The organism is Parafrankia colletiae, assembly GCF_001854655.1.
In the GTDB taxonomy this organism is placed as follows: Bacteria; Actinomycetota; Actinomycetes; order Frankiales; family Frankiaceae; genus Parafrankia; species Parafrankia colletiae.
The window spans coordinates 1-24,472 of sequence record NZ_MBLM01000169.1; the positions used below are offsets into that span (position 1 = coordinate 1).

20 protein-coding genes are annotated in these 24,472 nt (G+C 72.2%); 9 read left to right on the plus strand and 11 right to left on the minus strand.

Annotated features, from left to right (window positions below; genetic code table 11):
• On the plus strand, positions 1–564 hold a 564-nt coding region (locus tag CC117_RS31675; protein ID WP_198542056.1), incomplete at its 5' end, for a transposase.
• Between the two features lie 219 nt (positions 565–783).
• Here the strand turns inward: CC117_RS31675 and CC117_RS31680 are convergent.
• The 6 genes from CC117_RS31680 to CC117_RS31705 form a co-directional block, all read right to left on the minus strand.
• Complete coding sequence (locus CC117_RS31680) at positions 784–2,502, minus strand: hypothetical protein (RefSeq protein WP_071091456.1); 1,719 nt, start codon at positions 2,500–2,502, stop codon at positions 784–786.
• 454 nt (positions 2,503–2,956) lie between these two features.
• On the minus strand, positions 2,957–3,448 hold the full coding sequence (locus tag CC117_RS31685) for a DUF6912 family protein (protein WP_071091459.1): 492 nt from the start codon (positions 3,446–3,448) through the stop codon (positions 2,957–2,959).
• A 24-nt stretch (positions 3,449–3,472) separates the two neighbouring features.
• A complete protein-coding gene (locus CC117_RS31690) occupies positions 3,473–4,909 on the minus strand; it encodes a patatin-like phospholipase family protein (RefSeq protein WP_071091462.1) in 1,437 nt (478 codons plus the stop codon).
• Positions 4,910–5,128: 219 nt separating this feature from the next.
• On the minus strand, positions 5,129–5,626 hold the full coding sequence (locus tag CC117_RS31695) for a transcriptional regulator (RefSeq protein ID WP_018635337.1): 498 nt from the start codon (positions 5,624–5,626) through the stop codon (positions 5,129–5,131).
• Between the two features lie 602 nt (positions 5,627–6,228).
• Positions 6,229–7,563, minus strand: coding sequence for an AAA family ATPase (locus tag CC117_RS31700; protein WP_071091465.1), 1,335 nt, complete (start codon positions 7,561–7,563; stop codon positions 6,229–6,231).
• Positions 7,560–8,360 carry an SAF domain-containing protein gene (locus CC117_RS31705; protein ID WP_071091468.1) on the minus strand — a complete coding sequence of 267 codons (801 nt, stop codon included), beginning with the start codon at positions 8,358–8,360 and terminating at the stop codon, positions 7,560–7,562. The genes CC117_RS31700 and CC117_RS31705 overlap by 4 nt, the downstream gene beginning before the upstream one ends.
• 452 nt (positions 8,361–8,812) lie before the next feature.
• On the opposite strand from CC117_RS31705, the gene CC117_RS31710 reads away from it, so the two are divergent.
• Positions 8,813–9,049 carry a helix-turn-helix domain-containing protein gene (locus tag CC117_RS31710; protein WP_018635340.1) on the plus strand — a complete coding sequence of 79 codons (237 nt, stop codon included), beginning with the start codon at positions 8,813–8,815 and terminating at the stop codon, positions 9,047–9,049.
• A 94-nt stretch (positions 9,050–9,143) separates the two neighbouring features.
• Here the strand turns inward: CC117_RS31710 and CC117_RS31715 are convergent, their stop codons facing one another.
• Positions 9,144–9,707, minus strand: a complete 564-nt coding sequence (locus CC117_RS31715; RefSeq protein ID WP_071091471.1) for a hypothetical protein — start codon at positions 9,705–9,707, stop codon at positions 9,144–9,146.
• A 262-nt stretch (positions 9,708–9,969) separates the two neighbouring features.
• Between CC117_RS31715 and CC117_RS40185 the strand changes: the two genes are divergently transcribed.
• Positions 9,970–11,412, plus strand: a complete 1,443-nt coding sequence (locus CC117_RS40185) for a LysM peptidoglycan-binding domain-containing protein (protein WP_071091473.1) — start codon at positions 9,970–9,972, stop codon at positions 11,410–11,412.
• Positions 11,413–11,561: 149 nt separating this feature from the next.
• Positions 11,562–12,296 (plus strand): Rv3235 family protein, encoded by a 735-nt coding sequence (locus CC117_RS31725; RefSeq protein ID WP_071091476.1) that lies wholly within the window; start codon positions 11,562–11,564, stop codon positions 12,294–12,296.
• A 66-nt stretch (positions 12,297–12,362) separates the two neighbouring features.
• On the opposite strand, the gene secA is transcribed toward CC117_RS31725, so the two are convergent.
• Entirely contained in the window at positions 12,363–15,344 is a 2,982-nt protein-coding gene (gene secA / locus CC117_RS31730) for a preprotein translocase subunit SecA (RefSeq protein WP_071091479.1), read from the minus strand.
• A 397-nt stretch (positions 15,345–15,741) separates the two neighbouring features.
• On the opposite strand from secA, the gene CC117_RS31735 reads away from it, so the two are divergent.
• A complete protein-coding gene (locus CC117_RS31735) occupies positions 15,742–16,332 on the plus strand; it encodes a GNAT family N-acetyltransferase (RefSeq protein ID WP_071091503.1) in 591 nt (196 codons plus the stop codon).
• 141 nt (positions 16,333–16,473) lie between these two features.
• Here the strand turns inward: CC117_RS31735 and CC117_RS31740 are convergent, their stop codons facing one another.
• From CC117_RS31740 to CC117_RS31750, 3 genes are all read right to left on the minus strand, one after another.
• On the minus strand, positions 16,474–17,187 hold the full coding sequence (locus CC117_RS31740) for a response regulator (protein ID WP_018635347.1): 714 nt from the start codon (positions 17,185–17,187) through the stop codon (positions 16,474–16,476).
• Positions 17,188–17,336: 149 nt separating this feature from the next.
• Positions 17,337–18,134 (minus strand): ribosome hibernation-promoting factor, HPF/YfiA family, encoded by a 798-nt coding sequence (hpf, locus tag CC117_RS31745; protein WP_071091482.1) that lies wholly within the window; start codon positions 18,132–18,134, stop codon positions 17,337–17,339.
• Positions 18,135–18,734: 600 nt separating this feature from the next.
• Positions 18,735–19,667, minus strand: coding sequence for a ComF family protein (locus CC117_RS31750; protein WP_198542057.1), 933 nt, complete (start codon positions 19,665–19,667; stop codon positions 18,735–18,737).
• A gap of 517 nt (positions 19,668–20,184) precedes the next feature.
• On the opposite strand from CC117_RS31750, the gene CC117_RS31755 reads away from it, so the two are divergent.
• From CC117_RS31755 to CC117_RS31770, 4 genes are read left to right on the plus strand one after another with little or no spacing between them, the layout of a single operon-like run.
• Positions 20,185–20,985 carry a glycerophosphoryl diester phosphodiesterase membrane domain-containing protein gene (locus CC117_RS31755; protein WP_084133085.1) on the plus strand — a complete coding sequence of 267 codons (801 nt, stop codon included), beginning with the start codon at positions 20,185–20,187 and terminating at the stop codon, positions 20,983–20,985.
• Positions 20,982–21,749, plus strand: a complete 768-nt coding sequence (locus CC117_RS31760) for a DUF4129 domain-containing protein (protein WP_071091491.1) — start codon at positions 20,982–20,984, stop codon at positions 21,747–21,749. Before CC117_RS31755 ends, CC117_RS31760 begins: the two co-directional genes overlap by 4 nt.
• Positions 21,746–23,281: a DUF4350 domain-containing protein gene (locus CC117_RS31765; RefSeq protein WP_071091494.1), complete on the plus strand. Its 1,536-nt coding sequence runs from the start codon at positions 21,746–21,748 to the stop codon at positions 23,279–23,281. The genes CC117_RS31760 and CC117_RS31765 overlap by 4 nt, the downstream gene beginning before the upstream one ends.
• Positions 23,278–24,465 carry an AAA family ATPase gene (locus CC117_RS31770; RefSeq protein ID WP_241830592.1) on the plus strand — a complete coding sequence of 396 codons (1,188 nt, stop codon included), beginning with the start codon at positions 23,278–23,280 and terminating at the stop codon, positions 24,463–24,465. Before CC117_RS31765 ends, CC117_RS31770 begins: the two co-directional genes overlap by 4 nt.
• The last annotated feature ends 7 nt before the right edge of the window (positions 24,466–24,472 follow it).

Sequence of the window (24,472 nt, forward strand, 5' to 3'; positions counted from 1 at the left end):
CAGTTCGGTCCGCTCTCGATCCGCCCCGTCCACGGCACCGCCTGGGCCCCGGAGTCCCATCCGGACCGGCTGCCCGCGACCTACCATCGCACCCACGGGGTGCGCTACTTCCACGGCTGCTACTCGCTGGGCGACGACCAGCTCTGGGGTGCCACCCGGGCCCGTAAAGGCGGGCAGAACACCCTGGCCGCGTTGAAGACGATCAGGGCAGCCCGCCCCGACACCGCCCCGGTCTACGTGATCTGTGACAACCTGTCCGCGAACACCACCCCGGCGATCCGCCGCTGGGCCGGACGGAACAACGTGCAGCTCTGCCTGACCCCGACGAACGCGTCGTGGGCGAACCCGATCGAAGCCCAGTTCGGACCGTTGCGGACCTTCGCGATGGGGAACTCTGATCATCCCAACCATCCCGCGCTCGCCCGGAACCTGCAGGCCTACCTGCGTTGGCGCAACACCCACGCCCGCCACCCCGCCGTCCTGGCAGCCCAACGCCGCGAACGCGCCCGCGTCCGTTCCGAACRCCAACAACGCTGGGGACGCCCCCGAACACACGCCGCCTGACCAAACCGAAAAGGATCGCGGTCAACGCACTAGCCCTGACCGGCACCGGCACCGGGCCCGTCGCACAGCCCCAGCCCGGCGGGTGGCGTCCTGCCGGGCGTCGGGGCCCGCCGGCCAACCGGCGAGGTCTGGAACCGTCAGGCCTCGCCGGTTGGCCGGCCGAGTTCACGCCTCACCGCGGAGTATCCGGGCCCGGGCCGTGGGGACCAGGCCAGTGGATCAGGCGAGGCCGCTGTGGTGGCGGGCCTGCAGGTCGCGGGCCTGCCCCACCCAGTCGTCGGAGACGATCCGGCCGCCGAAGCCGTCGAGCTTCTTCGCGAGCCGGTCGACATCCGTGTCGCCCATGGCGGCCAGCTGGCGGAAGCTGGTGATCCCCAGCACGCGTAGCCGCGACTCGACCACGGGCCCGACGCCGACGATCTCCTTCAGGTTGTCGGAGGAGGGCAGGGGTTCGGCCGGGCCGCCCCACGACATCGGCGCGCTCCGAGCGGCGTGCCCGAGGCTGCCAGCGCCCACACCGACCGCAACGTCAGGTGCGGTGCTCACGTGGTGCTGTTCGGCCATGGCCGCCGACGCCGCCGCGCCGACCAACGCGGCACCGACCAATTCAAGATCATTATCGCGATGAACGGCGTACAGCAACGGGCCGGCGTCGAAGGCGCTACCACTGGCGCGCGCCTCCTGGAAGGGCACGGCGGCCTCACCGCGCTCCGATCTCCCTACGGCCTCCATCTCGTCGGCAGGCTCCCACGCCTCGCCGGACCCAACCGCCTCGCCGGATTCAAGCGCCATACTGGCGCCGGAAGCAACGAGGCCACCTGCACCCGAAGTGCGCTCGCCTGCCGGCAGGGCAGGTTCGTCCGCCGGCGGGTGCTCGTCTGTCGTTCGAACGATCTCGTCGGCCGGTGGGAACAGAACGGCCTCCTCCTCGACGGAGTCGTCGACGTCGTCGCTCAGAGGCAGCTCCGCCTGCTGGCCACCGACATCGGGATCATCCGTGGGTACCTCCGCGCGGGCCTCCTCGGCCTCGGCGATGCGGGCCAGTAGCCTGATTCGCTCGGCTGCCCATTCCGCCTGATGGCGGTCCAGCCGGGTACTCATGGTCGCGACCTGCCGCTGGGCGCCCTCCGCCTCGGTGCGGACCATGGCGAGCCGCGAGGAGAACTTGGCGGCACGGGTCTCCGCCTCCTCCAGATGCACGCGCAGCCGCGCCGTCTCGCGGGCCAGATCCACGACGGTCTCCACATCCTCGACCGTGCCGGTGACAACCGGCGCCGTGGCAGAGACAGCCCCGGGCACGCCAGCTGGGCCCGCCGTCTGCTCGACGACGGCAGGGGTGCCTGCCGCGGGGATCTCGGCCGGCGCCGCATGCAGAGCCGACTCGATCTCGTCGATACGCGCCTGGGCGACCACGACCTGCTGCTCGGCGCTCGCCACCCGGTGCGCCGACTCGGTGGCCTGCCGTTCCGCCGCGACGAGTCGCCCAGCCAGCTCGGCCTTCTCCGCGGCCCATCGCTGTTCCTGATCCCGCAGACGGGTCAGCAGCTCGGCGAGGTCCGCCGGCGAGACCCTCGACGCCGCCGGGCGCCACGCGTCGTCGCCAGCCAGCCCGTCCGCCGCACCGCGCGCGTCGACGCCCACCGACACGACCGGCCCGGGCGTTCTCGTACCGGCGAACCGGTCGACGCCATCTCGGGTCACAGCTCCGCTGCCGTCCACCCCGAACGCAATGACGGACCCACCGGAGGACACACCCCGACCCTGACCGGCGATGGTCTCCTCACCGGCATCACCACGGTTGGGGGTCTCTGTTGCGGCGGGCTCGGCACCGCGCGCCTGTCGTCGCAGGGGCGCGGCAAGAAACAGCCATGCCAGGCCCGCGCCGATCAACATCGCCACCAGGACGAAGACCAGAATCTGCCCGGCGAGATAGAGCACCGTTCACCAGCCTCCTACGTCACGCCACAGATAGACCGAGGCCAAGGAACACACGACGGAACACCGACGCCGACCCCGCGAAACCGTGGAACACGCCGCAGACCGACCGTGACCGGAGCTGTACGCATGCCCACACAAGAACAGCCGTGGGGGAGCAACCAGTTCAGCAACAACACTATTCGGTGCGTTGACCGACACCCGCCGCGGGGCRCCAAAAGCAACACGGGGACGACATGACCGCCACGGCACCCAAGGCCGGATCCCGCACAACGGACGCAGAAGAACTACGCTTGCCGACTCCGAAGCCCCTCGAAAGCAACTGGTCGGCAACCAACAACAACCAGTTGTTACTCCGATTGGTTGGCGTCACGCTCCGGGCAGGCAGGGTCGTCCGGCCCGACGCCCGGTGGGCTGCCCACGGATCACCGCAGGCCACACCGGACCGCACCCCGGATCAGAGAAGGTCGGGAAGCTCCTGGGTGGCGAACCACAGGAGTTCGAAGCCCTCCGCGCCGTCCACGACGAAGGCTGCGTCCTCACTGCCGAGATCGGACTCCAGCACGGCCTCGACCGCGGCGCGCACCGCGTCCTGTGCCTCGGTGTCAGCCGGGTCGTCCGTGTGGACCGCGCGCACCAGGCCCAGTGGGACGGGCTCGAGGATCTCGACCGCGCCCCGCTCCAGATCATCGCGAACGCGAAGAATCCGCTCGTCCACATCCGCGGCGAAGACGAACCGCCGGGGCGGGGCCTGCGGATCGGCGTCGAGCAGCCGCAGGCACGCCCGGGCCGCGCCCTGCAGAGCCACGAACTCCATCTCTTCGGTGTCCGACTGGCTGTACCACTCCCGCAACGCCGGGGTGACCGCGAAGGCCGTGCCGGCCGGCACGGCCCGGTCCCGTAGGACGGTCCGGGCCGCGGTCAGCGTCGAGGGAAGGTAGACACGCATGCGGCACAGTGTCGCAACCCGCGCTCAGCCGACCAGCCCCAGGTCCGCGTTCTCCTCCCGAGATCCGTCACCGGCCGCTCCGCGGGATGTTCCCCGGGCGGTGCGCGGGGCTGTTCCCCCTGCCGCCCGCGGGCCGGTCGCGCCGCGCGCCGCCGGTGCGCCGCCGCGCGTGGGCACCGTGTCGCCCTGCACAGCGTCCTGCGCCGGCGCCGTGGCCCGCCTGGTCGGACCGGTGCCGGCCCGCGTCGTCCCAGTGGCCGTCCCAGTGGCCGCCCGGGTGGGCGCTGTCGCTGCCCGACTCGTCGCAGTGGCCGCCCGGGTGGGCCCGGTCGCCCCCCGTGTTCCCGTGGTGTTCCGCGAACCGGTGGTGCTCCGCGGGCCGGTGGTGCTCCGCGCGGGGCGCGCGACCGGGCTCGCGGTCGGAGCCGGCAGCGCCCGCAGCGCCTCCGTCGAGGTGCGCAGCGACGTCTCGAACACCTCGGCCCGCCTGGTCAGGTCCATCATGTTGCCGCCGATGACCTGGAGGTCCTCCGGCCCCGGGCACAGGACCGTGACCCTGATTCCGGCGGCCTGGACTAGCTCGATCTCGCGGGCCAGCCGCCGGGTCGCGGCCCGGCGCATCTGCCGCTCGACGAGGGCGACGGCGCTGCGTGGACGGTCGCTCTCGAACGAGCAGGCCGGTGCCAGGACCGTCACCTCGTCCAGATCCGAGCCGGCGAGGAGGTCCAGCGACGCGGGCGATCGCGTCCCACCATCGACGAACCGCCGACCGCTGATCCTGATCGGTGCGTACCAGCCGGGAATCGCGCACGAGGCCATCACCGCGTGGGACAGGGGCGCAGGCGGGGCGCCCTCGGACCCGAACAGCACCCGGCCGCCGGTGTCGAAGTCCATGGCGACGATGTGCAGCTGCGGGTGGAGGGGCCAGCCGTTCGACCCGAGCGGTTCCTGCTGGCGTCCGCGCCGGGCGCCGGACGGGACTGCCGCCGAGTGCTTGGCCGCCAGCGGGTTCAGCGGATGCTCGAGCCGTTCGGTAGCGGCGATCACCAGGTCGCCGATGGCGGCGATCTGCCCACGGCCCTGCGGCAGCAGCGCGGCGAGCGCGACCATCGGTGTCGTCTGGCGCGGATGAAGGGCGCTCGCGGTGAGCAGGCGCGGTGATCCCATCCGCATCCGCGGCCTCGGCGGCAGCGACGCCCCCAGGTCCCGGTAGTCCAGCACGGGATAACCCGGTTCGAAGACCCCCCGCTCGGAGTTCACCATCACGTCCGCGCCGATCCCGAGACCGAGCAGCGCCGCGATCACGGAACCGGCGGACGTCCCCACCACCACATCGTGGTCACGGACATCCACGCCCTGTTCCGCCTCGATCGCCCGCAGCGCTCCGATCATCCAGGCGGAGCCGAGCACACCGCCCGCACCGAGCACGAGTCCCCTACGCGAAGCCCGCTTCCTCGGCATTGCGTCACCTCCCGGCGCGGTGTGTTTCGGCCACACACACGGGTCCGGGTGTGCGCTGACACCGATGTCGCCGCTCCCTCACGGGCCGTCCGCGCCTCTTCTGTCACAACCCGGCCGACCCGGCGGTTGTGCCGGGTCAGCCGCCCCGTTCCGCCGCGACGCTTCCGGATGGCGGCGCATCCGGCGCCAGGTTCCGCGGCGGCCACGGTACGGCGTCGTCTACTCCGGCGGCTCGTGCTCCTCGGGGAAGCTGGTCTCCAGCACTCCCCAGGTACGGAGTCGCTCGGCGAACTCCTGCGGCGTCGTGTCATGCAGCAACGCCAGCGCGCGGACGTCGCCGTCACGGATCGACAGCACGTGCCCCGCGTAGTCGTCCCGCTGCCGCTGAATCTGCGCGACCCATCTCCGAACCAGTGCGGACGAGTCCGGCGGAGCCTCGGCAAGCTTCTCGAGGTTAAGAACCGTTCGTGGTCTGCGTTCCCGCGGTGGCAGCTGATCCTCGTTTGGYAGCAGCGCCGAGACGGGAACGCCGTAGAATCCGGCGAGCTCGGACAGCTGATGGACGCTGATCATTCGGTCGCCACGTTCATAGGAACCGACCGCGGCGGTCTTCCACCGACCACGCGACTTCTGTTCAACGCCCTGCAGCGACAACCCCTGCTGGATCCGGATTGCCCGCAGGCGGGCACCCACGGCCTTCGCGTACTCCCGGCTCACCCGACACACCCCCAGCCGTCTCGAACGAGCGATCAACGTGTTCTGCCACCCCGCTGACCTGCGTGATGACGGTCCACGCACACACTAACGTAACGTCCCCGAAAGCAACGATTCAGTACCCGACAGACGAATGATGCGGATGGCGGCGAGTCGACCACTTAACCGACCACGATTTGYACGAACCGCAGCAGACTACTCACCACGGGACGCGATCCTGGACCTCCTTATCACCCAAAGCCAGGGTGTCGCCACTGCTCGCGGGTAACCGCTTGACGATTCGATGCCCTCGAATCGCTCCCTGTAACCATGGTCGCCACCAGCCACCGCCCCACCGGACAGGCAATGCGGAAGACCGCCCATCGGCCGGCCGTGCGAAATAGACCGTACTGAGCCGAATGTCACGCTAATTGATTCTCATTGTCAGGTATGAGCAGCCCGGAGCGACTCGGCCTCGATCGGTCCCGCACGGCCGTGGGCAGGCGCACTACCGGCCCCTCTCCACCCGCGGGCAGGCGCGCTACCGGCCCCTCGGCACGTCCGCCGCAGGGCCCGTCACAACGTTCCGGAGCGCCGTTCGCAGTCCCGCGGCGGACCGTCCGACGTCAGCGGTGGGCTCGGCGCAGGGACGAGCGCCGCCGCCGCGCCCCGCCGGAGACCCCAACAAAACGGTCAGCAAGATCACGTATCGCCAGCCGGGCCGGTGAGGTCGGGGCGATGTCACGCAGCAGCTGGCCTGAGGCAGCAGCGGCGTCCAGGCCGGTGAGGTCGTGCGGGACCAGCGCGACCGGTTCACGACCGGTGTGGCGGGCCATCGCCCGCGACACCTCCCGCCGAGGATCCCCTCCGACCACCGAGCCGCGCAGCCGGTTGACCACGATCAACGGGTCGGCGAGGGGCACCACCTCACGCAGCTCCGCCAGACCCCGGACGAACCGCACCAGGCCGACCGGCTCCGCGGATGCCACCGCGAGCACGGAGTCGGCAGCCCCCAGGACGGCCAGCGTCGCGCCGTTGCGCCGCGGCGCGGCCGTGTCGAACGACAGTTCCTCGTCCGTCTCCAGGCAGAAGCCGCAGTCGACGACCACGAAGGACGCCAGCCGGYGCGACAGTGCGAGGACTGTCTCCACCGATGCGGGACGCAGCTCCGGCCAGCGCGAGGGCCGGGAGATCCCGGGCAGCACCCGCAGCCCGCCCCCGAGATCGCGGCACAGCAGGGCGAGCCGGGGAACGTCCAGCAGGCCCTGGTTGGCCGAGCGGGCCGCGGCGGCGAGGCCCGGTGCCTCCTCCAACAGGCCGACATGCTGGCCGACGGAGCCGCCGTAGGAGTCCGCGTCGATGAGGAGGGTCGACTGGCCGAGTCCGGCGAGTTCGGCGGCGAGGCCGAGGGCGATCGTGGTGCGCCCGGGCGAGCCGACCGGCCCCCACACGGCGATGAGACGCCCCTCCACGAGCTCGGCGGGCTCGTCCGCGCCGCTCGCCGCGGCCCCCGCCGGAGCGAGGGCAGCAGCGCCCCGGAACCCGGTGAGTGGCTCGCTGAAGGCCGGGGGAAGCGCGGGCGGGGCGGCCATGTCCGCCAGCGCACGGGTCGCCTCGACAACGGCGGAGGCGACGACTTCGGCGGTGGCGTCCGCGGGGATCACCGCGGCCACCCCGAGCTGGCGCAGCCGACGGTCGGCGTCCTCGTCACCAGGCGCGATCAGGCCGACGACGGCCACGCCGGAAGCGGCCAGCCGGGTCAGGGCGTCCCGGTCCAGCCGCCGTAGGTCCGCGGAGAGCAGCGCCGCCCGCGCCGCCCCGGTCGTCGCGGCAGCCAGCAGGTCCGGCAGGTCCACACAGCGGCGGACGACGGTGACACCGAGATCACGCCGGTCGAAGGCCGAGACCAGCCCGGCCTCGATGACCGAGTCCGTGACCGCGGTCAGGATCGGCAGGCTCACCGGCCGTACCCCGGCGCCGCGGACGGGCCGGACGACCCGACCTCGCCGCGGGCGTCCCGCTCCAGCTTCACGATGTCGACCCGCTCGCTCTGGGACGCGGCGACAGCCCGGATGGCGTCGTCCACCGGCACCCGCAGCGACAGCGATCGGTCACCACCGCTCAGCCTGTCCTCGGCGACGAACTCGACGTCGTGCAGCACCTGGATCTCCACGCCGGCACCACCGGTGACCGGCTCCCCCGCCGCGGGACCGTCAGTGCCCGCGGCGCCCTCCGCACCCGTGCCGCCGCCACCGTCGGCAGGTGGCGCGCCATCCGGTTGGTAGACGAAGACGTCGACATGATCACCCGGGGCGAGCACGGGCACCCGGCCGGACTTGACGATCACCGGCACCAGCCTCGTCGCCGGTGCTCCCGAGCCGGCGAAGTCGGCACCGCTGACCAGCTCGCCCGCGTTGACCGGACGGGCCAGGGCGGCACCGACCAGGTCACCACGGCGGTCGCCGGGGTAGTAACGGCCAGAGGTGGCGCCGTCGAGGTGGGCGCTGACCGTGCGCAGGTCCTTCTCGACGATCAGGTGCCCCGCCGGGAGGTCGGCCGCGGCGACCACCCACTGGCGGGTCTGGTCCGCCGCTGTGAAGAGGCGGGCGCCGGCGACGACGGACACGAGTACCAGCAGGACGCCGACGAGCAGCCGGGAGTCGCGCCACCGGCGGCGGCCGAGCCGGCGCGCCGGCGGTGACGGCGGCACCGGTGGGGTCGGCTCCGGCCGCGCCGGTGCGATGGTCAGCTCGGTCACCAGGCCCTCCTCACTCGCCGACGCCTCGGCACTGCTCGAACCCTACGGTCGCAGAGCGTACGTGGTCGACAACCGCCAACCGGTCCTGTCGGCCATAACGGCTTAACCGGTCACTATGGCCGCCTGGTCTGCTTCCCGTACATAAGACGCCTGACGGTGCCCTCACGATGCGTCGTAGCCGTCGCGGGGCATAAGCCTGCTGGACAGACGGTGGCCAACGGAGCCCCTGACCTGGGACGACGACCCGCGCAGCGGGCGGTGGGAAGCCCGGCGCCACCGGTTCGGACTCGCCCGTCGTTGCTTCCTCCGGGTCGACAGCAGCTGCCAGGAGGCAGCTCATCAAGCGGTATCGCGTGCAGTTATCCACAAGCCGAGGCATTCGAACGCGATGTCACGCGGAAACTCTGATACACAGGGAAGACGCGCCGACCGTCACCGGAGAGGGGGCGTTGATGAACGACCGCTTCCTTCAGCTCAGCGATGTCGCGGAGATCCTCAACATCTCTGCCAGCCAGACATACGCGCTCGTCCGCTCTGGTGAGCTCCCGGCGATCAAAATCGGCGGGCGCGGGCAGTGGCGGGTCGAGCGGACCGAGCTCGAGGCCTACATCCAGCGCGCCTACGAGCAGACCCGGGCCTTCGTCGCGGCGAACCCGATGAGCCGCAACGAGGCCATGCCCGACGACTGACCCGAGCTGCCCCGGCCTACCCCGCCGGCCGCGTGAGAGGCCTTCCGGTCGCGGGTGGTTCGGGCCCGCGCCGTCCGGTCACCGCCGTCCGGTTTCAACTTCTCCGGATGTAGGCGAGCCCGTCGAAGGGCACTGTCCAGCCGGAGCGAACGTCATTGCGGCGTGCGAACTCCCCCAGCGGGTGCTCGGCAAGCTCAAGGAAGTCCGCGCCGACGCGCAGCAGCGTCCCGGTGAGCACCGCGCCACCGAGCAGCGCGACCGCACAGACGCTCCGGTCACGGACCAGCCCACGCACGACGTGCCGCAGGTCGAGGCGAGCGGCCAGACGCCCCTCGTGGCCGGGCTGCGCCGAGATGGTCGTCAACCCGCGAACCGCCAGCAACGAGGCGCGAGGTACCAGCACCTCGGTCGAGCCGGTCTCACTGACCAGCAGCCAGTCCACCCCGAGCGCCGAGAGCCGGCCGGTGATGGCGAGCGGGCCCGGACCCCCACGTAGCAGGCAGCGGACCTCCGCGCCCACCGCGGGCCGCATCCGGTCGAGCATCCGGAGGTAGGCGGCCTCCCGCCGACTGCGGTCGGCGATCTCCGCCTCAAGCTCGGCCGCCTCGGCCGCCTCCCACTGCAGCTCAAGATCCGAGAAGAGATCCTCCCACCGCATTTCGGCGCGTTCCTCCATTTTTCCAGGTCAGCCGCCACGAGGCCGGACAAGCGAAGCAGAGTCGATTGACATCGACCTTCTGGCGGGTTACACAAGCAAACGTAACCAAACGGCATCGTCCGTGCATGAGCTCCCTGACCCCGAGCCAACACGGCCACCAAGCCAGCCAACGACGACACCTCGGCCTACTCACGACCAAAGCAGCGAAGGTCGTCCGGGGCAGGCACCCACCGAACCCAGAGCGGACGGACGGGTACGGAGCATGATCTCAGGGGCAACACGGGACACCGCCGCGCGGGTGGGCGGCGGCCTCGCCGCACTCGGCATCGCCGCCGTACTGGTCCTGTTCGGGCCGAGACTGGCCGACCTCCCCTCGGAACTCGGGGAGATCGGGCCGTGGTTCCGTGACACACCCGAGCTGGCCCTCGCCAACTGCCTCGGGCTGATCGCCTGGGTCTGCCTGCTGTGGCTGTGCGCCGGAGTGATCCTCGGGTCGCTCGCCGCGCTGCCGGGCGCGGCCGGTCGGCTCTTCGCGGCCCTGGCCAACCGCGTGCTCCCCAGGGCCGTCCGGCGCATCGTCGAGGTCGGTCTCGGCATCACACTCGTCGCCGCCAGTGTCAGCCCGCTCCTCACCGCGAGCCCGGCGGCCGCGGCCTCGGGCACGACCCAGGCGAGCGCCGCATCCGGCATGGTCCCGATGCCCGCCGCAGACAGCGCATCCTGGACCGATCCGCCGGCCACCGGCGCGGGCTCGCCGCGGGCGTCCGAGCAGGGCTGGCCCTTCCTCGGCCATGGCGACACCGGTGGACGCCCGGGCACACCGACCGCCTCGCAGCCGAGCACGGCCGCGCAATCCGCGGGCGGCACGGGCCGACCGGCGCCCACCAGTGCGGAGGAACTGAGCGCCGTGCTCGGCGACGTCCTCCCGGACGATGTCCTGATCGTGCCCCTGACCCCGGTCAGCGCGGCCGACGCACCCTCGGGTGCGGCGCAGCCGCCCTCCGCCACGGCCGCCCCTGACCCCGGCGGCCGGCCCGCGCCCGTGCGCGCGTCGGAACAGGGCTGGCCGTTCCTCGGCCACCCCGATCAGACCCCGTCGCCGTCCCCAGGCGCCGGCACCAGCAGCGAGCCTGCTGCCACGGGCCAAGCCGGCACAGGCGGCCAAGCCGGCACAGGCGGCCAAGCCGGCACAGGCGACCAAGCCGGCACAGGCGGCCAAGCCGGCACAGGCGGCCAAGCCGGCACAGGCGGCCAAGCCGGCACAGGCGGCCAAGCCGGCACAGGCGGCCAAGCCGGCACAGGCGGCCAAGCCGGCACAGGCGGCCAAGCCGGCACAGGCGGCCAAGCCGGCACCGGCGGCCAAGCCGGCACCGGCGGTCAAGCCGGCACCGGCGGTCAGGCTGGCACCGGCGATCCGATGGTGCCGGCGGCCCCGCTGGGGACAGGCACTCCGGGGACGGTGCCCGGCGCGCCTGTCCCGGCCCCGGCCCCGCGGTCCAGCCCGGGAGGGCCGTCCGAGGAGGTGGTCGTGCTACGTGGAGACAGCCTCTGGTCCATCGCGGCCCGCCATCTGGGTCCGGGTGCGACATCTGACCAGATCGCCGCCGAGTGGCCACGGTGGTGGTCCGCGAACGCGGACGTGATCGGGCCTGATCCGGACGTCATCCTGCCCGGCCAGCGCCTCGTCCCGCCGCCGGCCCGCTGAGCTGGCCGGTGATCGGTACCAGGCGCCGCGTCGCCTCCGTCGCCAGATCTGCCTGCCAACCAGGCTTCACCCTCGACCGGGCCACATCCCGAACACACTCGGAACACAGCACACCTCCGACCGCGCCGACCGCCCGTGAAAGGCCCGCCGTGACCGCGACGACCGCCCTGACCCTGCCCCGTCGCCGATCCCCGCACGTGGCCGCCGCTCCCGGGCTGCTGCCCGTGCGGCCGACCGACCCGCCCTACGACGATGAGCTCGCCCCGGACGGCAGAGCCGACCCCGCCGTCCGCCCTCGCCAGCCCGGGCGTTCCCTGGCCGGACGTCCGGGACGCGCCACGACACCGACTGCGCCTCGTGAGGTGACCAGCGGCGTCCGCCGGCTCGCCGAGCGGGGGGCGGTACTGGCCCGACCACCCGAGCAGTCATCGATCCCGCTACCCCGGCACCGCGAAGCGGGCACGTCGTGCCGTCTGCCGTCGGGGCCTGGCCGCCTCGGATCATCCGCCGCGCGGGCAGGCAGCCAGGAGACCGGGGGCGCGACCGAAGCCGGCCCGCCAGCGCAGCTGCGGAAGCCACCAGATCCGCGGCGGACGGCCGCGGTGGTCGTGCGGCTGATCGTCGAGGTGCTCTCCGGTGCCCGGCCGATGACGCACCTCGCGCCCTGGACCACGGCAGCCCTGCAGCATGATCTTCAGCGGACCGCGTCGGTGCTGACGAACCGCCAGTCCGGCCAGGTGCGCAGCGTCCGGGTCAGCGAGCCGCTGCCGGGAATCGCGGAGGTCAGTGCGGTTGTCAGCCGCGGGCCCCGGATGCGGGCGATGGCGCTGCGGATGGAACTCGCTGCCGACCGCTGGCAGGTAACCACCCTGCAACTCGGCTGACCGGTTCCCACGGCTGCACGCCTGCTCGGGCCCCACCCGGCTGGCCGGGTGGGGCCCCGCTCCGGGTCAGGCTCCGATGTCGCCGTCGTTGCGACGGGCAGGGTCGCCGTGGCAGCGCTTGAACTTCCGGCCCGATCCGCAGGGGCAGGGAGCGTTTCGCGCCGTTCGCCCGGCGCCGGCCTCGCCGCCGCGGGCACCGGGCCCGGCACTGGCCGGGCCACGCCCGCCGCCCGGCCGCACCGTTCCGTTGTCCACCGTGGTGGTGACGGGCCCGGCCGCCCCGTCGACAGAGGGAGCCGTGTACTGAAGCCCGCCGGTGGGACGGCGCGGTTCGAGACCCTTGACGAAGACCGGCGGTGGCGCGTGGGTGGCCGGCGCTCCGGCTGGCGCTGCTGACGGTGCCGTTCTGGCACTGCCGGGAGGCGCCGACGGCGGTGCCGGCGCCGACGGCTGGCTGACCGCTGGGACTGCCGGCACCATCGGGGCCTCGGGTGCGGCCGGTGCCTCGACCGCAGCCGCCGCACCAGCGGTGCCGGTGTCCGTGTCCCGGCCGGCGACCTGGACCTCGACGTTGAAGAGGAGACGGACGGATTCCTCCTTGATCCCCTCCATCATCGTCTGGAACATGTCGAAGCCCTCGCGCTGGTACTCGACCACCGGGTCGCGCTGGCCCATGGCCCGCAGGCCGATGCCCTCCTGCAGGTAGTCCATCTCGTAAAGATGCTCACGCCACTTGCGGTCAAGCACCGCGAGGACGACTCTGCGCTCGAGCTCGCGCATCACCGCCTCGCCGTCCGGCTTGTCGCCGAGGTCGAGCTCGCGGCGGTCGTAGGCCTCCTGCGCGTCCGCCTGGAGGTCCTCCAGCAGCAGGTCCGAGGTCAGCCCTTCGCGGTCGTCGGTGGCAGGTGCGTCGACGCCGATCGGGTAGAGCTGGCCGAGGCCGGTCCAGAGCGTGTCGAGATCCCACTCCTCCGGATAGCCGTCGGCGGTGGCACCCCGGGCATAGCCCTCGATCGTGTCGTCGACGAAGTGGCGCACCTGCTCGTGGAGGTCGGCGCCTTCCAGAACCTTGCGGCGCTCCTCGTAGATCACGGTGCGCTGCTTGTTCATGACCTCGTCGTACTTGAGGACGTTCTTGCGGATCTCGAAGTTCTGGCCCTCGACCTGCGTCTGTGCCGAACGGATCGCGCGCGTCACGATCTTCGACTCGATGGGCACGTCGTCCGGGATGTTGAGGCGGTCCATGATGCCCTCGACGGCCGCGGCGTTGAACAGCCGCATGAGGTCGTCCCCGAGCGAGAGGTAGAAGCGGGACTCACCAGCGTCTCCCTGTCGGCCGGCCCGGCCGCGGAGCTGGTTGTCGATCCGACGGGACTCGTGCCGCTCGGTGCCGAGCACGTACAGACCGCCGGCCTGGACGACCTCCTCGTGCTCGGCCGCGACCGAGGCCCGCGCCTTCTCCAGCGCCGCGGACCACGCCGCCTCGTAGTCCTCCGGCGTGTCGATCGGTGACAGGCCCCGCTGCCGCAGCTCCGCCTGGGCGGTGAACTCCGGGTTGCCGCCCAGCATGATGTCGGTGCCTCGGCCGGCCATGTTCGTGGCGACGGTGACCGCGCCCCGGCGGCCCGCCTCCGCGATGATCAGCGCTTCCCGCTCGTGGTGCTTGGCGTTGAGGACCTCGTGCCGCACACCGCGCTTGGTGAGCTGCTTGGACAGGTACTCCGACTTCTCGACGCTGGTTGTGCCGACGAGGACCGGCTGGCCCTTCTCGTGGCGCTCGGCGATGTCCTCCACGACTGCGTCGAACTTGGCGATCTCCGTCTTGTAGACGACGTCCGGCTGGTCGGCGCGGGCCATCGTCTTGTTGGTCGGGATCGGGACGACGCCGAGCTTGTAGATCTGGGAGAACTCGGCGGCCTCGGTCATCGCCGTACCGGTCATGCCGGAGAGCTTGTCGTAGAGGCGGAAGTAGTTCTGGAGGGTGATCGTCGCCAGGGTCTGGTTCTCCTGCTTGATCTCGACCTTTTCCTTGGCCTCGATCGCCTGGTGCATGCCCTCGCTGTAGCGCCGGCCGTGCAGGACACGGCCGGTGAACTCGTCGACGATGAGGACCTCACCGTCGGTGACGATGTAGTCCTTGTCCCGCTTGTAGAGCTCCTTGGCCTTCAGCGAGTTGTTGAGGTAGCCGACGAGCGGGGTGTTCACCGACTCGTAGAGGTTGTCGATGCCGAGCTGGTCCTCGACCTTCTCGACGCCGGACTCGGTGATCGCGACCGTCCGCTTGCCCTCCTCGACCTCGTAGTCGACCTCCTTCTCCAGGAGGGGGGCGATGCGTGCGAACTCGGTGTACCAGCGGGTCGGGTTGTCCGCCGGGCCACTGATGATCAGCGGGGTACGGGCCTCGTCGATGAGGATCGAGTCGACCTCGTCGACCACGGCGAAGTGGTGCCCGCGCTGGACCAGCTCCTCGGCACTCCACGACATGTTGTCGCGCAGGTAGTCGAAGCCGAACTCGTTGTTCGTGCCGTAGGTGATGTCGCACTGGTACTGCTGGCGGCGTACCGCCGGCGGCATCTGCGGGTGGATGACACCGACCGTCAGCCCGAGGAAGCGGTGGACACGGCCCATGTTCTCGGCATCGCGCTGGGCCAGGTAGTCGTTCACCGTGACGATGTGGACGCCGTCGCCCGACAGCGCGTTGAGGTAGGCGGGCAGGGTGGAGACCAGGGTCTTGCCCTCACCGGTCTTCATCTCGGCGATGTTGCCCAGATGCAGCGCCGCACCGCCCATGATCTGGACGTCGAAATGGCGCTGGCCGAGCGTGCGCCGAGCGGCCTCGCGGACCGCCGCGAACGCTTCCGGCAGGAGCGAGTCGAGGGACTCCTCCTCGTTCGTGAGGCGCTGGCGGAACTCGTCGGTCATCCCGCGCAGCTCGGCGTCGGTCAACCCGGTGAAGTCGTCCTCGATGAGGTTCACCTGCTCGGCGATCGCCTTGAGCTTGCGCAGAATCCGGCCCTCACCGGCGCGCAAGATCTTGTCTAGAACCACGGCGGAACTCCTCCGGCAGGCATGTCGGCGAACTCACCGACACCACGATGCTAGCCCTTCGATCGTCGCCCACGGCCCGAGCTCGAACCACCGACGACACGGCGGGTCCGGGAGCGGCTGGCCGCACCCGGACGATGCGGATTCTCCCGCTCCCCGCGACTGTCCAACGAATGTGGGACCCCTCCGGTGCCCGGCGTGCCACACGTGCGATCCCCGCCCGCGACCCGCCGGCGCTGGCATCGTGGGCAGTATGCGTTCCGACATCGGATCTGCCCCGGGACTGAAAGCCGCACCCGGCCACAGCTCCGCCCCCGGTCCGGAAACCGCGGCCGGCTCCGCCCCCCAGGTCGCGGCGGGCTCCGGCCCCGCCGCCGGCCCGGCAGCGCCCGCCGGCTGGATGTCGGCCGGTCTGGCGGCGGACCTCGCCGCACGCCGGCTGCCACTCGAGCCGGTCGAGATCACCGCGGGTGTGTTGCATCTGCGGCCCTGGAAGCTGTCCGACGCCGAGGCTGTCTTCCGCGCCTGCCAGGACCCGGAGATCCCACGCTGGACGCGGGTGCCCGTGCCCTATACCCAGGGCCACGCCGAGGACTTCGTCTGCCGCCAGGCGCCGGATGCCTGGGCCACGGCCACCGGCGCGCCGCTGGCCGTGGTCGACGCCACGACCGAGGAGCTCCTCGCCTCCGTGGCTCTGCAGGAGATGACAGATGAGGGCGACGCGGAGCTCGCCTACTGGTGCGCCGCCGGGGCACGCGGACGGGGGGTGACGACCGCCGCCGCCGCTGCACTGCTGCGCTGGGGCTTCGGCGCCCTCGGGCTGGAGCGGGTCGAGTGGCGGGCGGCGGTCGGCAACCACGCCTCCCGCCGGGTCGCGGAGAAGCTCGGCTTCACCCTTGACGGCACGTTGCGAGGCGCCGTCGTCCTCGGAGACGGCGCCCGGCATGACTGCTGGATCGGCTCACGGCTCGCCACGGACCCACCGGTCTGAGATCCGACCGTGCCGGCGCGTTCGCCGGTCACGCATGCCCGTGGCGGCGCCGCCGTCAGTTCACGCTGACGCCATGCCCCGACGACGATGCCGCCGGCGCCGGTGCACGGGCCATCGCGGACGAGCCGGACCCGAACCTGATCAGGTGATCTCCAGCAGCTTCTCCCGCACCGCGTACACCACCGCCTCCATGCGGGAGTGCAGCTGGAGCTTCTCGAGAATGTTCCGGATGTGGTTCTTGACGGTGTTCTCGCTGATGTAGAGCTGCTTGGCGATATCCCGGTTGTTCAGCCCCTTGGCGACCAGCCGGAGGACCTCCATCTCCCGGTCGGTCAGACGCGGGGTCGGAAGCTGGGGACGGTCGTCCTTGGTTTTGATCATTGCCGCGAACTCGCTGAGCAGCTTGGACGCCATCGACGGACTGATGAGGCTCTGGCCGTTGTAGACCGCACGGATGTCCGCGGCGACCTCGTCGATCGAGATCTCCTTGAGCAGATAGCCCATGGCACCGGCCTTGATGGCGTCGAAGAGGTCGGCTTCCTCGTCGCTTATCGTCAACATGACGATCTTGGCGCTGGGCACCTTCTCCTTGATTGCGCTGGTGGCGTCGATCCCGCCGCGCCGAGGCATCCGGACGTCCATCAGGACGATGTCCGGCGCCATCTCGGCGGCCATCGTGACAGCTTCCGACCCGTCCGCGGCCTCGCCGACGACCTCGATGTCGACCTCCTGCGCGAGGACCATCTCCAGGCCGCGGCGGAACAACGCGTGGTCGTCAACGATCAGCACCCGGATGGGATTCGCCTCCGATGGCGTCCGCAGCGCCTCCTCGGAACGCTGCTCGTCCACCGTCATCTCCGACCTCCCCTGGAACCGCTCCCGCGGGGTGCGCCACCAGACATCGCGTCGCTGGTGGCACACCCCGTGGAACGTGCCGTGTGCACCGATGCCGGGAGTCCGACACCCGAGGCAAATGGTCCCACGTCGGCAGGGGGGATCGACCGTCACACGGCGGAAATGACCGCCGACGCCGGTTCCCGCGTGCCGTCCATGCCGTCCGCGCCGTTCCGGCTGGCCGCGCCGGTGAGCCGGATGACGCCGTAGTCGTAGCCGCACCTGCGGTACACGACGCTGGGCAGACCGCTGCGTGCGTCCAGGAAGAGGTAGAAATCGTGGCCGACGAGTTCCATGTTCGACAGGGCGTCGTCGAGGGTCATGGGCGCGGCGACGTGGGTCTTCTCCCGTACCACCATCGGTGAGTACTCCACTTCCTCGACGCGCTCGGTGCCCGACCTACCGTTGCTCGACGCCCACTCCTGAGCCACCGGGGCCGCCTCGGGTTCGGGCGCGGCCCGCTCCGAAGCCGCGGCCGGCTGGCCGTTGCCCGAGTTCAGGACACTGCCGTCGGGGACGAGGACGTCAGGGACGAGGGACAGGTCTGCTGTCAGGGACCCGGCGCGGCCCGGCCCGGGATGGTTCGCGCCCGCGTGGTTGGCATGGTGGCGGACCCGGCGATCGGCGGCCCGGCGAAGGCGCTCGGCGAGCTTGGCGGTGGCGCGGTCGAGCGCCGCGTAGGAGTCCCCGGCAGCGGCCTCGGCGCGAATCACGGGGCCCCGTGAGTAGACGGTCAGCTCGACCCGGTCGCACATGTCGGACAGCCGGGGATTGCTCTCCTTGGAGAGTTCCACGTCGACCCGCATCACCCTGGAATCGAGTCGCTCGAGTTTGGCGAGCTTGGTCTGGACATGCCTGCGGAAACCTTCTGATACCGCTGTATGCCTGCCCTTGACCACGATGTCCACGCGATCCACCTCCCGTTCACCTGGCCCGGCCGGCCGATCCGCACCGAATCAGCGCGACCAGCAAGTCGGTTCTCCGGCGAAGTTCCGGTACGGGTCACCGTGCGCCGACCCGTGCCTGGAAGGGACCGCCGAAGATTGTCAACGTTCCTGGTGTCAGTTGTTGGTGCCGGCTTGTGACGCTGGCGCCGCAGGCCGTCTCCCTTCATGCGGGCACCTGCGCTTGTGTCCGTGACCATGGGATCGGCGAGTTTTCCACCGACCCACCACGCTCGGCTCCTTCCCCTCTCTGGCCAGATCCATGCCGGAACCGACCTGCCGATTTCGGTTGATTCCGACCCGGCATAACGGGGCTCCCGAACCCGCCTTGCGGTCGCTGGGCGCGATCAGCGGGCCCCGCCTCGCTCACACCCGGCGGGCGGCCTCACGGCTCCGGCACAGAGGGGGGCTGAACGCCGCACCCGCCGAGGAGCGGCAGGTGCGCCACATCGCCCTCGCCCTGGAAGACCGCACCGCACCCTGCGGCGCCACCTTCGTCACCGGCTTGCGCCGTCGGCTCCCGGGGGGTGGAGCTCGTGGGTCCAGTCTGCTCCTTCGGCGGGATTACGGCGGGCAATCCGGGGTGTTGGCGCGTCGCGCCGGGAGCGTGCCGTGCCGCAGCGGTGTCGCGGCGACGGCCGCGGTGCCGGCGGGAGCGGCCCAGCCACCGGCCCGCAGCGCGCGCATCGCCTCGCCGCACGTGGCTCCGGTCGTCACGATGTCGTCCACAACGATCGTGATCTCGCCGGGGCCCGCGGGCCGCACTCCCGGCCGCAGAGCGAAGGCACCGGACCGGTTGCGCTGGCGGGCAGTCGCCCCGAGGCCGGCCTGGTCGACACCGGGGCGCAGCACCCGCAGGACGCCGCTGACCCGGGCTGGTGTGCCCAATCGGGTCAGGACCCGTGCGGCGACCACGGCAAGCCGGGCGACGTGGTCGGCGCCGCGGCGCCGCCGGGCGGCGGCGGTCGTCGGCACAGGCACGAGCACCACCGAGGTGGCCTGCGTGCCCCGGAGGTGCTGTCGGGCCACCGCCGCGGCCGCCCGGGCGAGTGCCCGCCCCAGCAGCGGGGCCAGGTCGAGCCGCCCCCGCTCCTTGTAGGCGAGCAGCAGTGCTCGGGGGGCGCCCTCGAAGGCAGCGGCAGCGACGAGTGGCGACGAGCCCGGGCCATGCCTGGACGGCGGCCACGCCCAGGCCGGAGCACGGACAGGTGGCGCTGCGGCTCGCGAAGGGCGCGCGACCGGGAAGCCGGACGGTGTGGGTGCAGGCGGGAGGTCACGTACGTCGCGACCTCGCCGCCCCGGGCTGGCCGTGGGACCCGGGGCGGCGAGAACCAGGGGACCCGTCAGTGCCGCGGCGCACCGAGGGCAGGCCGCGTACCCCGGCAGCCCGCAGCCGGCGCACGGCCGGGGCAGCACGAGATCCACGAGAGTCGCCAGCGCATCACGCAGGAGCAGAAGGAGCGCCGGCGCTTCTCGCATGACGGGCGATGTGGTCACTCGTCGAGCATGTACGGCGTCGACGGGAAGGGCGGGGCTGCGGGCCCGGCTGTGGACATCCGCGAGCGGACTGGACGTTCTGTGCACAGCCCGCAGCCCGCAGCGCCCGACCACGTGGAGGAAGTAGTGAGTCTGCAACGATGTGCATGCCGCGAACGTTGGTCGGCACGGACAGCACGAGCGCAGGGAGACCACGATGGCGGACGGGGCCGGTCAGACCCCTCCCGGCACGCCTGGCCCGCAGGGGCCCGGAGCACCCGGTTCCCCCGGGGGACCGCCGTCGGAGGAGACGCATCCGCCACACGGGTCGTGGAACTCCCCACCGCCCGAGGCCGCCGGTGGGCCACCGTCACCCGGCAGCTGGCCGCCGCCCGGCGCGGGCGCACCGCCGCCTCCGCCGCCCGGCGCCTGGCCTGCACCCGGCCAGAGCCCCACCAGCTGGGGCGGGCCGCATCAGGGCCCACCGCCCTGGGGCTCCGGCCCGTGGGGCGGTCCGCCGGTCGCGCCGAAGCCCGGCGTGATCCCGCTCCGCCCGCTGTCGGTCGGCGAGATCCTGGACGGGATCTTCACCACGATCCGGACGAATCCCGGGGCGACGCTGGGGCTGACCGTCGGTGTGTCGGCGGTGGTCGAGACCATCAGCACCGTCACCGCGATTGTCGGCGAGGACTCGTCCACCGCCACCGTGGCCGCTCTCGATCTGCTGGTGTTCGGCCTGAACGCCATGCTCGGGATCTTCCTGTCCGGCGTCCTCGCGGTGGTGGTCAGTGAGGCGGCACTCGGCTCGCGGATCTCCGCCGGCGCGGCGGTCCGGCGTGTCACACCGCGGCTCGGCGGGTTGCTGGTACTGACCCTGGTGGTCACGCTGCTCAGCGTTCTCGGCCTCCTCGCGTTGATCGTCGGCGCGGTGGCGGTGGCGATCTATCTGTGTCTCGCCTCCCCGGCCTACGTCCTGGAAGGTCAGACGATCCGCGCGGCGCTGCGCCGCTCGCGGGTGCTGGTCCGCGGGTCGTGGTGGCGCACGTTCGGCGTCGTCCTGCTCTCCTCGCTGGTGGGGGGCGTGCTGGTGTTCGTCTTCACGATGGTCACCCTGATCGTCCTGGCGACATCCGAGGCCACCTTCGGTGATGCCTTCGAAGGGGATCTGACCGTTGCCGGCTACATCGTCACCGGGATCGGCAACCTGATCGCGACGACCGTCGCGACACCGGTGCTGTCCGGCGCCATCGTCCTGCTGTACATCGACCAGCGAATCCGCCGGGAAGGCCTGGACGTGACTCTCGCCGAGACCGCCCGGCAACGCGCAACGGCGTCGTGACCGCGGCCCGCCCGGGCGGTCCTCTGACGACGGTACTGACGGCTGTCAGCGATCAGCTGGGCGCGCCCATCACCCGGGACGGTGCCCGCGAGGAGGCGCGCCGCGAGCTCTCCCGGCAGGTCTACCGGGACGCCGGCCCCGGCTGGTTCACCCGGGCGCTCAACTGGTTCAACGAGCGCCTGAGCGACCTGTGGGACTGGATCACCCCCGACCCCGATGTCGGCGTGGCCGGCTTCCGGGGGCTCGGCGCCCTGGCCCTCGTCCTCGTGCTCGTGGCACTGCTGGTTGTGGTCCGGCTGTGGCTCGGGCCGGTCCGGCGATCCTCGTCCGGGCAGCCGGAGGACGGTGATCTGTCCAGCCCGCTCACCGCGGATCAGCTTCGTGCGCTGGGCAACGCACAGGCCGAGCGGGGAGACCTCGCCGACGCCGTACGGACCCGGCTGCGAGCGGTCGCTCGGATGCTCGAGGAGCGAACCCTGATCGACCCGCGGCCGGGGCGAACAGCCGGTGAGCTGGTCAGCGACCTGCGGGCCGCGACGGCCGGCGGGGCGGCGCCGCGGGTCACGGCCGGCGGGGCGTCCGGTGACCCGGCCGGGGCGCTGTCGGCCGCGGTCGAGGTCTTCAGCGAGATCTGGTACGGCGGCAGGCCTGCGACCAGGCACGACTACGAGATGGTCGTGCGGGCCGACGAGGAGCTCGCAAGGATTCGACGCGGCCAGGGCCAGGACCGGTCGGACGACGGCTACCGCGCGGTCCCGGCATGACCGCGCCGCAGGCCAGCCCGCCACGGGCAGCGGCGTCGCCGGCCGGGCCAGCCCAGGCGCAGCCCGGCGCGAAGGGCACTGGAGGCGGGAGCGGGTCGACCCATGTCCGCAGCGGCCCCCGGCCCGCGACCGTGGGCCGGGGCGTGCGCCTCGCCGCGGTCCTCGCCCTCCTGGTGACCTGTTACGCGGTGGTGGTCGCCGCAGTGAGTGGCCCTGACCAGGGCGGGTACCTGAACGCCGAGTCACCGGGTGGCGCCGGCTCGCTCGCCCTCGCGCAGATCCTGCGCGGGCGCGGGATCACCGTGTCCGTGACGGAGGCGAGGTCCGCGCTGCAGCCTGAGCCGGCGGCGCCGGAAGGCGCCGGTCCGGCCGGCGACAGCACGCCGCGCACGCTCCTGGTGACCGGCCCCGACCTGCTGGCGGACACCGAGATCGTCGCGCTGGTGCAACGCGTCCGCGCCGGTTCGGACGTGCTGCTGGTCGCCCCGTCACGACCTGTCGTGGACTATCTGGCCGCCATGGGGATCCCGATCGCCACCGCCCCGCCGGACCGCTTCGACCTCTCGGACGGGGACRCCGGGCCCGGATGCACGCTGCCGGAGGCAACCGTCGCCGGGGCAGCCGCGATCGGGGACGCGGTCCGCTTCACCCCTCCCGACGACGCCACTCCCCGCCCCGGCCGGCGAGGCTGGCTGGGCACCGCCCCCCGACTGGACCTCTGCTACAGCTCTCCCGAGGCCGCCCGCCTCGCCGTCCTCACCCCGGCCGGGGGGCCCGAGGTACGACCCGACCCCGGGGAGTCCGCCGGCCGGCTGGTTCTGCTCGGTGACGGCCAGTTCCTCACCAATGCGAGGCTGGACGAATCCGGCAACGCCGCGCTGGCACTGGGCCTGCTGTCCCGGAATCTCCAGGTGGACTGGGTGCAGCAGCTCGTCCCGAGCGAGAACCCGGTCGGCCGGCAGAGCCTGAGCGATCTGCTGCCGGACCGCTTCTGGGTCGTCTGCCTGCAGGTTCTCATCCTGCTGGTGGCGCTGGCGGCGTGGCGTGGGCGCCGGCTTGGGCCACCCGTCGCCGAGCCGCTCCCGGTCGTCGTTCGCTCGGCGGAGACGGTGGAGGGCCGAGGCCGCCTCTACGCCGCCGGGCACGCCCGTGAGCGGGCCACCGAGGCGCTGCGCGCCGGCCTGCGTGCGCGTCTCGCGGAGCGACTTGGCATCCGTGCAGACAGCCCGCCCATCGACGGCGGGGCACCCGGCATCGCCCGGACGGTCGTACACGAACCGAACCCGGGTGTCCTGATCGCCGCCGTCGCCGAGCAGACCGGCCGGCCCGCCGGAGATGTCGGGGCACTCCTGTACGGTCCGGGCATGGCGCCCCCGGGCTACATCTGGGCCGCGTCCGGGCCGATGTACCCGGCAGGGGGCCTGGCGTCCGGCGGCGGTGCCACGGGTGGCGACGCGGCGGGCGGCGACGCCGCCCTCGTTCGGCTGGCCCGTGAACTGCACGAACTCGATCGACAGGTGGGCAGAAGGTGACCTCCCCGAACCCCGGAGCGACTCCGGCCGAGCCGGACGGCTCGGCAACGTTGCGCGCCCCGCTGCAGCCCCCGCAGGCGCCTCCTCCCCCGCAGCCGGCCGCCCCGCCGCCGGCTGCGCAGATGCCCGCCGCGCAGACGCCGGCTGTTCAGGGGCCGGGCGGGCAGGCACAGCCCCTCGCGCCGGGGCCGCCGTCAGTGACGGCCGCGCCGGGGCCGCCGCCCCGGCCCGATGCCGAGGGCGCGCGGCGGGCCCTGATCGAGCTGCGGCACGAGGTCGCGAAGGCCGTCGTCGGGCAGGACGCGGCCGTGAGCGGGCTGGTGATCGCCCTGATCTGCCATGGTCACGTACTGCTCGAGGGTGTGCCCGGGGTGGCGAAGACGCTGCTCGTCCGGACGCTGGCGACCGCACTGTCGCTGGACACCAGGCGGGTGCAGTTCACCCCGGACCTGATGCCCGGCGACGTCACCGGCTCGCTGGTCTACGACAACCGGACCAGCGAGTTCGCCTTCCGCGAGGGCCCGGTCTTCACGAACCTCCTGCTCGCGGACGAGATCAACCGGACGCCCCCGAAGACCCAGGCGGCGCTGCTCGAGGTGATGGAGGAGCGGCAGGTCACCGTGGACGGGCAGCCGCGGCGGCTGCCGACGCCGTTCGCCGTGCTGGCGACGCAGAACCCGATCGAGCACGAGGGAACCTACCCGCTGCCCGAGGCCCAGCTGGACCGCTTCCTGATCAAGGTCACGCTGCCGCTGCCGCCGCGGGAGGACGAGGTCCACATCCTGGCCCGCCATGCCGGCGGCTTCGACCCGAGCGATCTGGCAGCCGCCGGCGTGCGCCCCGTGGCGGGACCGGCGGACATCATCGCCGCCCGGAACGCGGCCGCACAGGTCCAGGTCCAACGCGAGGTGCTCGCCTACATCGTCGACCTGGCCCGGGCCACCCGGGCGCTGCCGTCCGTCCTGCTCGGGGTGTCCCCGCGTGGCGCGACGGCGCTGCTGGCGACCGCCCGGGCCTGGGCCTGGCTGTCCGGTCGCTCGTACGTGACTCCGGACGATGTCAAGGCGCTGGCGCGGGCGACGCTGCGGCACCGCCTCAGCCTGCGCCCGGAGGCCGAGCAGGACGGGACAACCGCGGAGTCGGTGCTCGACCAGGTGCTCATCACCGTGCCCGTCCCGCGGTAGCGGGGCA

Excerpts from the sequence above, each read along its gene's own strand:
- CC117_RS31685 (WP_071091459.1), bottom strand. The coding sequence starts at position 3,448 with ATGCGTGTCTACCTTCCCTCGACGCTGACCGCGGCCCGGACCGTCCTA.
- CC117_RS31690 (WP_071091462.1), bottom strand. The coding sequence starts at position 4,909 with ATGCCGAGGAAGCGGGCTTCGCGTAGGGGACTCGTGCTCGGTGCGGGC.
- CC117_RS31710 (WP_018635340.1), top strand. The coding sequence starts at position 8,813 with ATGAACGACCGCTTCCTTCAGCTCAGCGATGTCGCGGAGATCCTCAAC.
- CC117_RS31715 (WP_071091471.1), bottom strand. The coding sequence starts at position 9,707 with ATGCGGTGGGAGGATCTCTTCTCGGATCTTGAGCTGCAGTGGGAGGCG.
- CC117_RS40185 (WP_071091473.1), top strand. The coding sequence starts at position 9,970 with ATGATCTCAGGGGCAACACGGGACACCGCCGCGCGGGTGGGCGGCGGC.
- CC117_RS31735 (WP_071091503.1), top strand. The coding sequence starts at position 15,742 with ATGTCGGCCGGTCTGGCGGCGGACCTCGCCGCACGCCGGCTGCCACTC.
- CC117_RS31740 (WP_018635347.1), bottom strand. The coding sequence starts at position 17,187 with ATGACGGTGGACGAGCAGCGTTCCGAGGAGGCGCTGCGGACGCCATCG.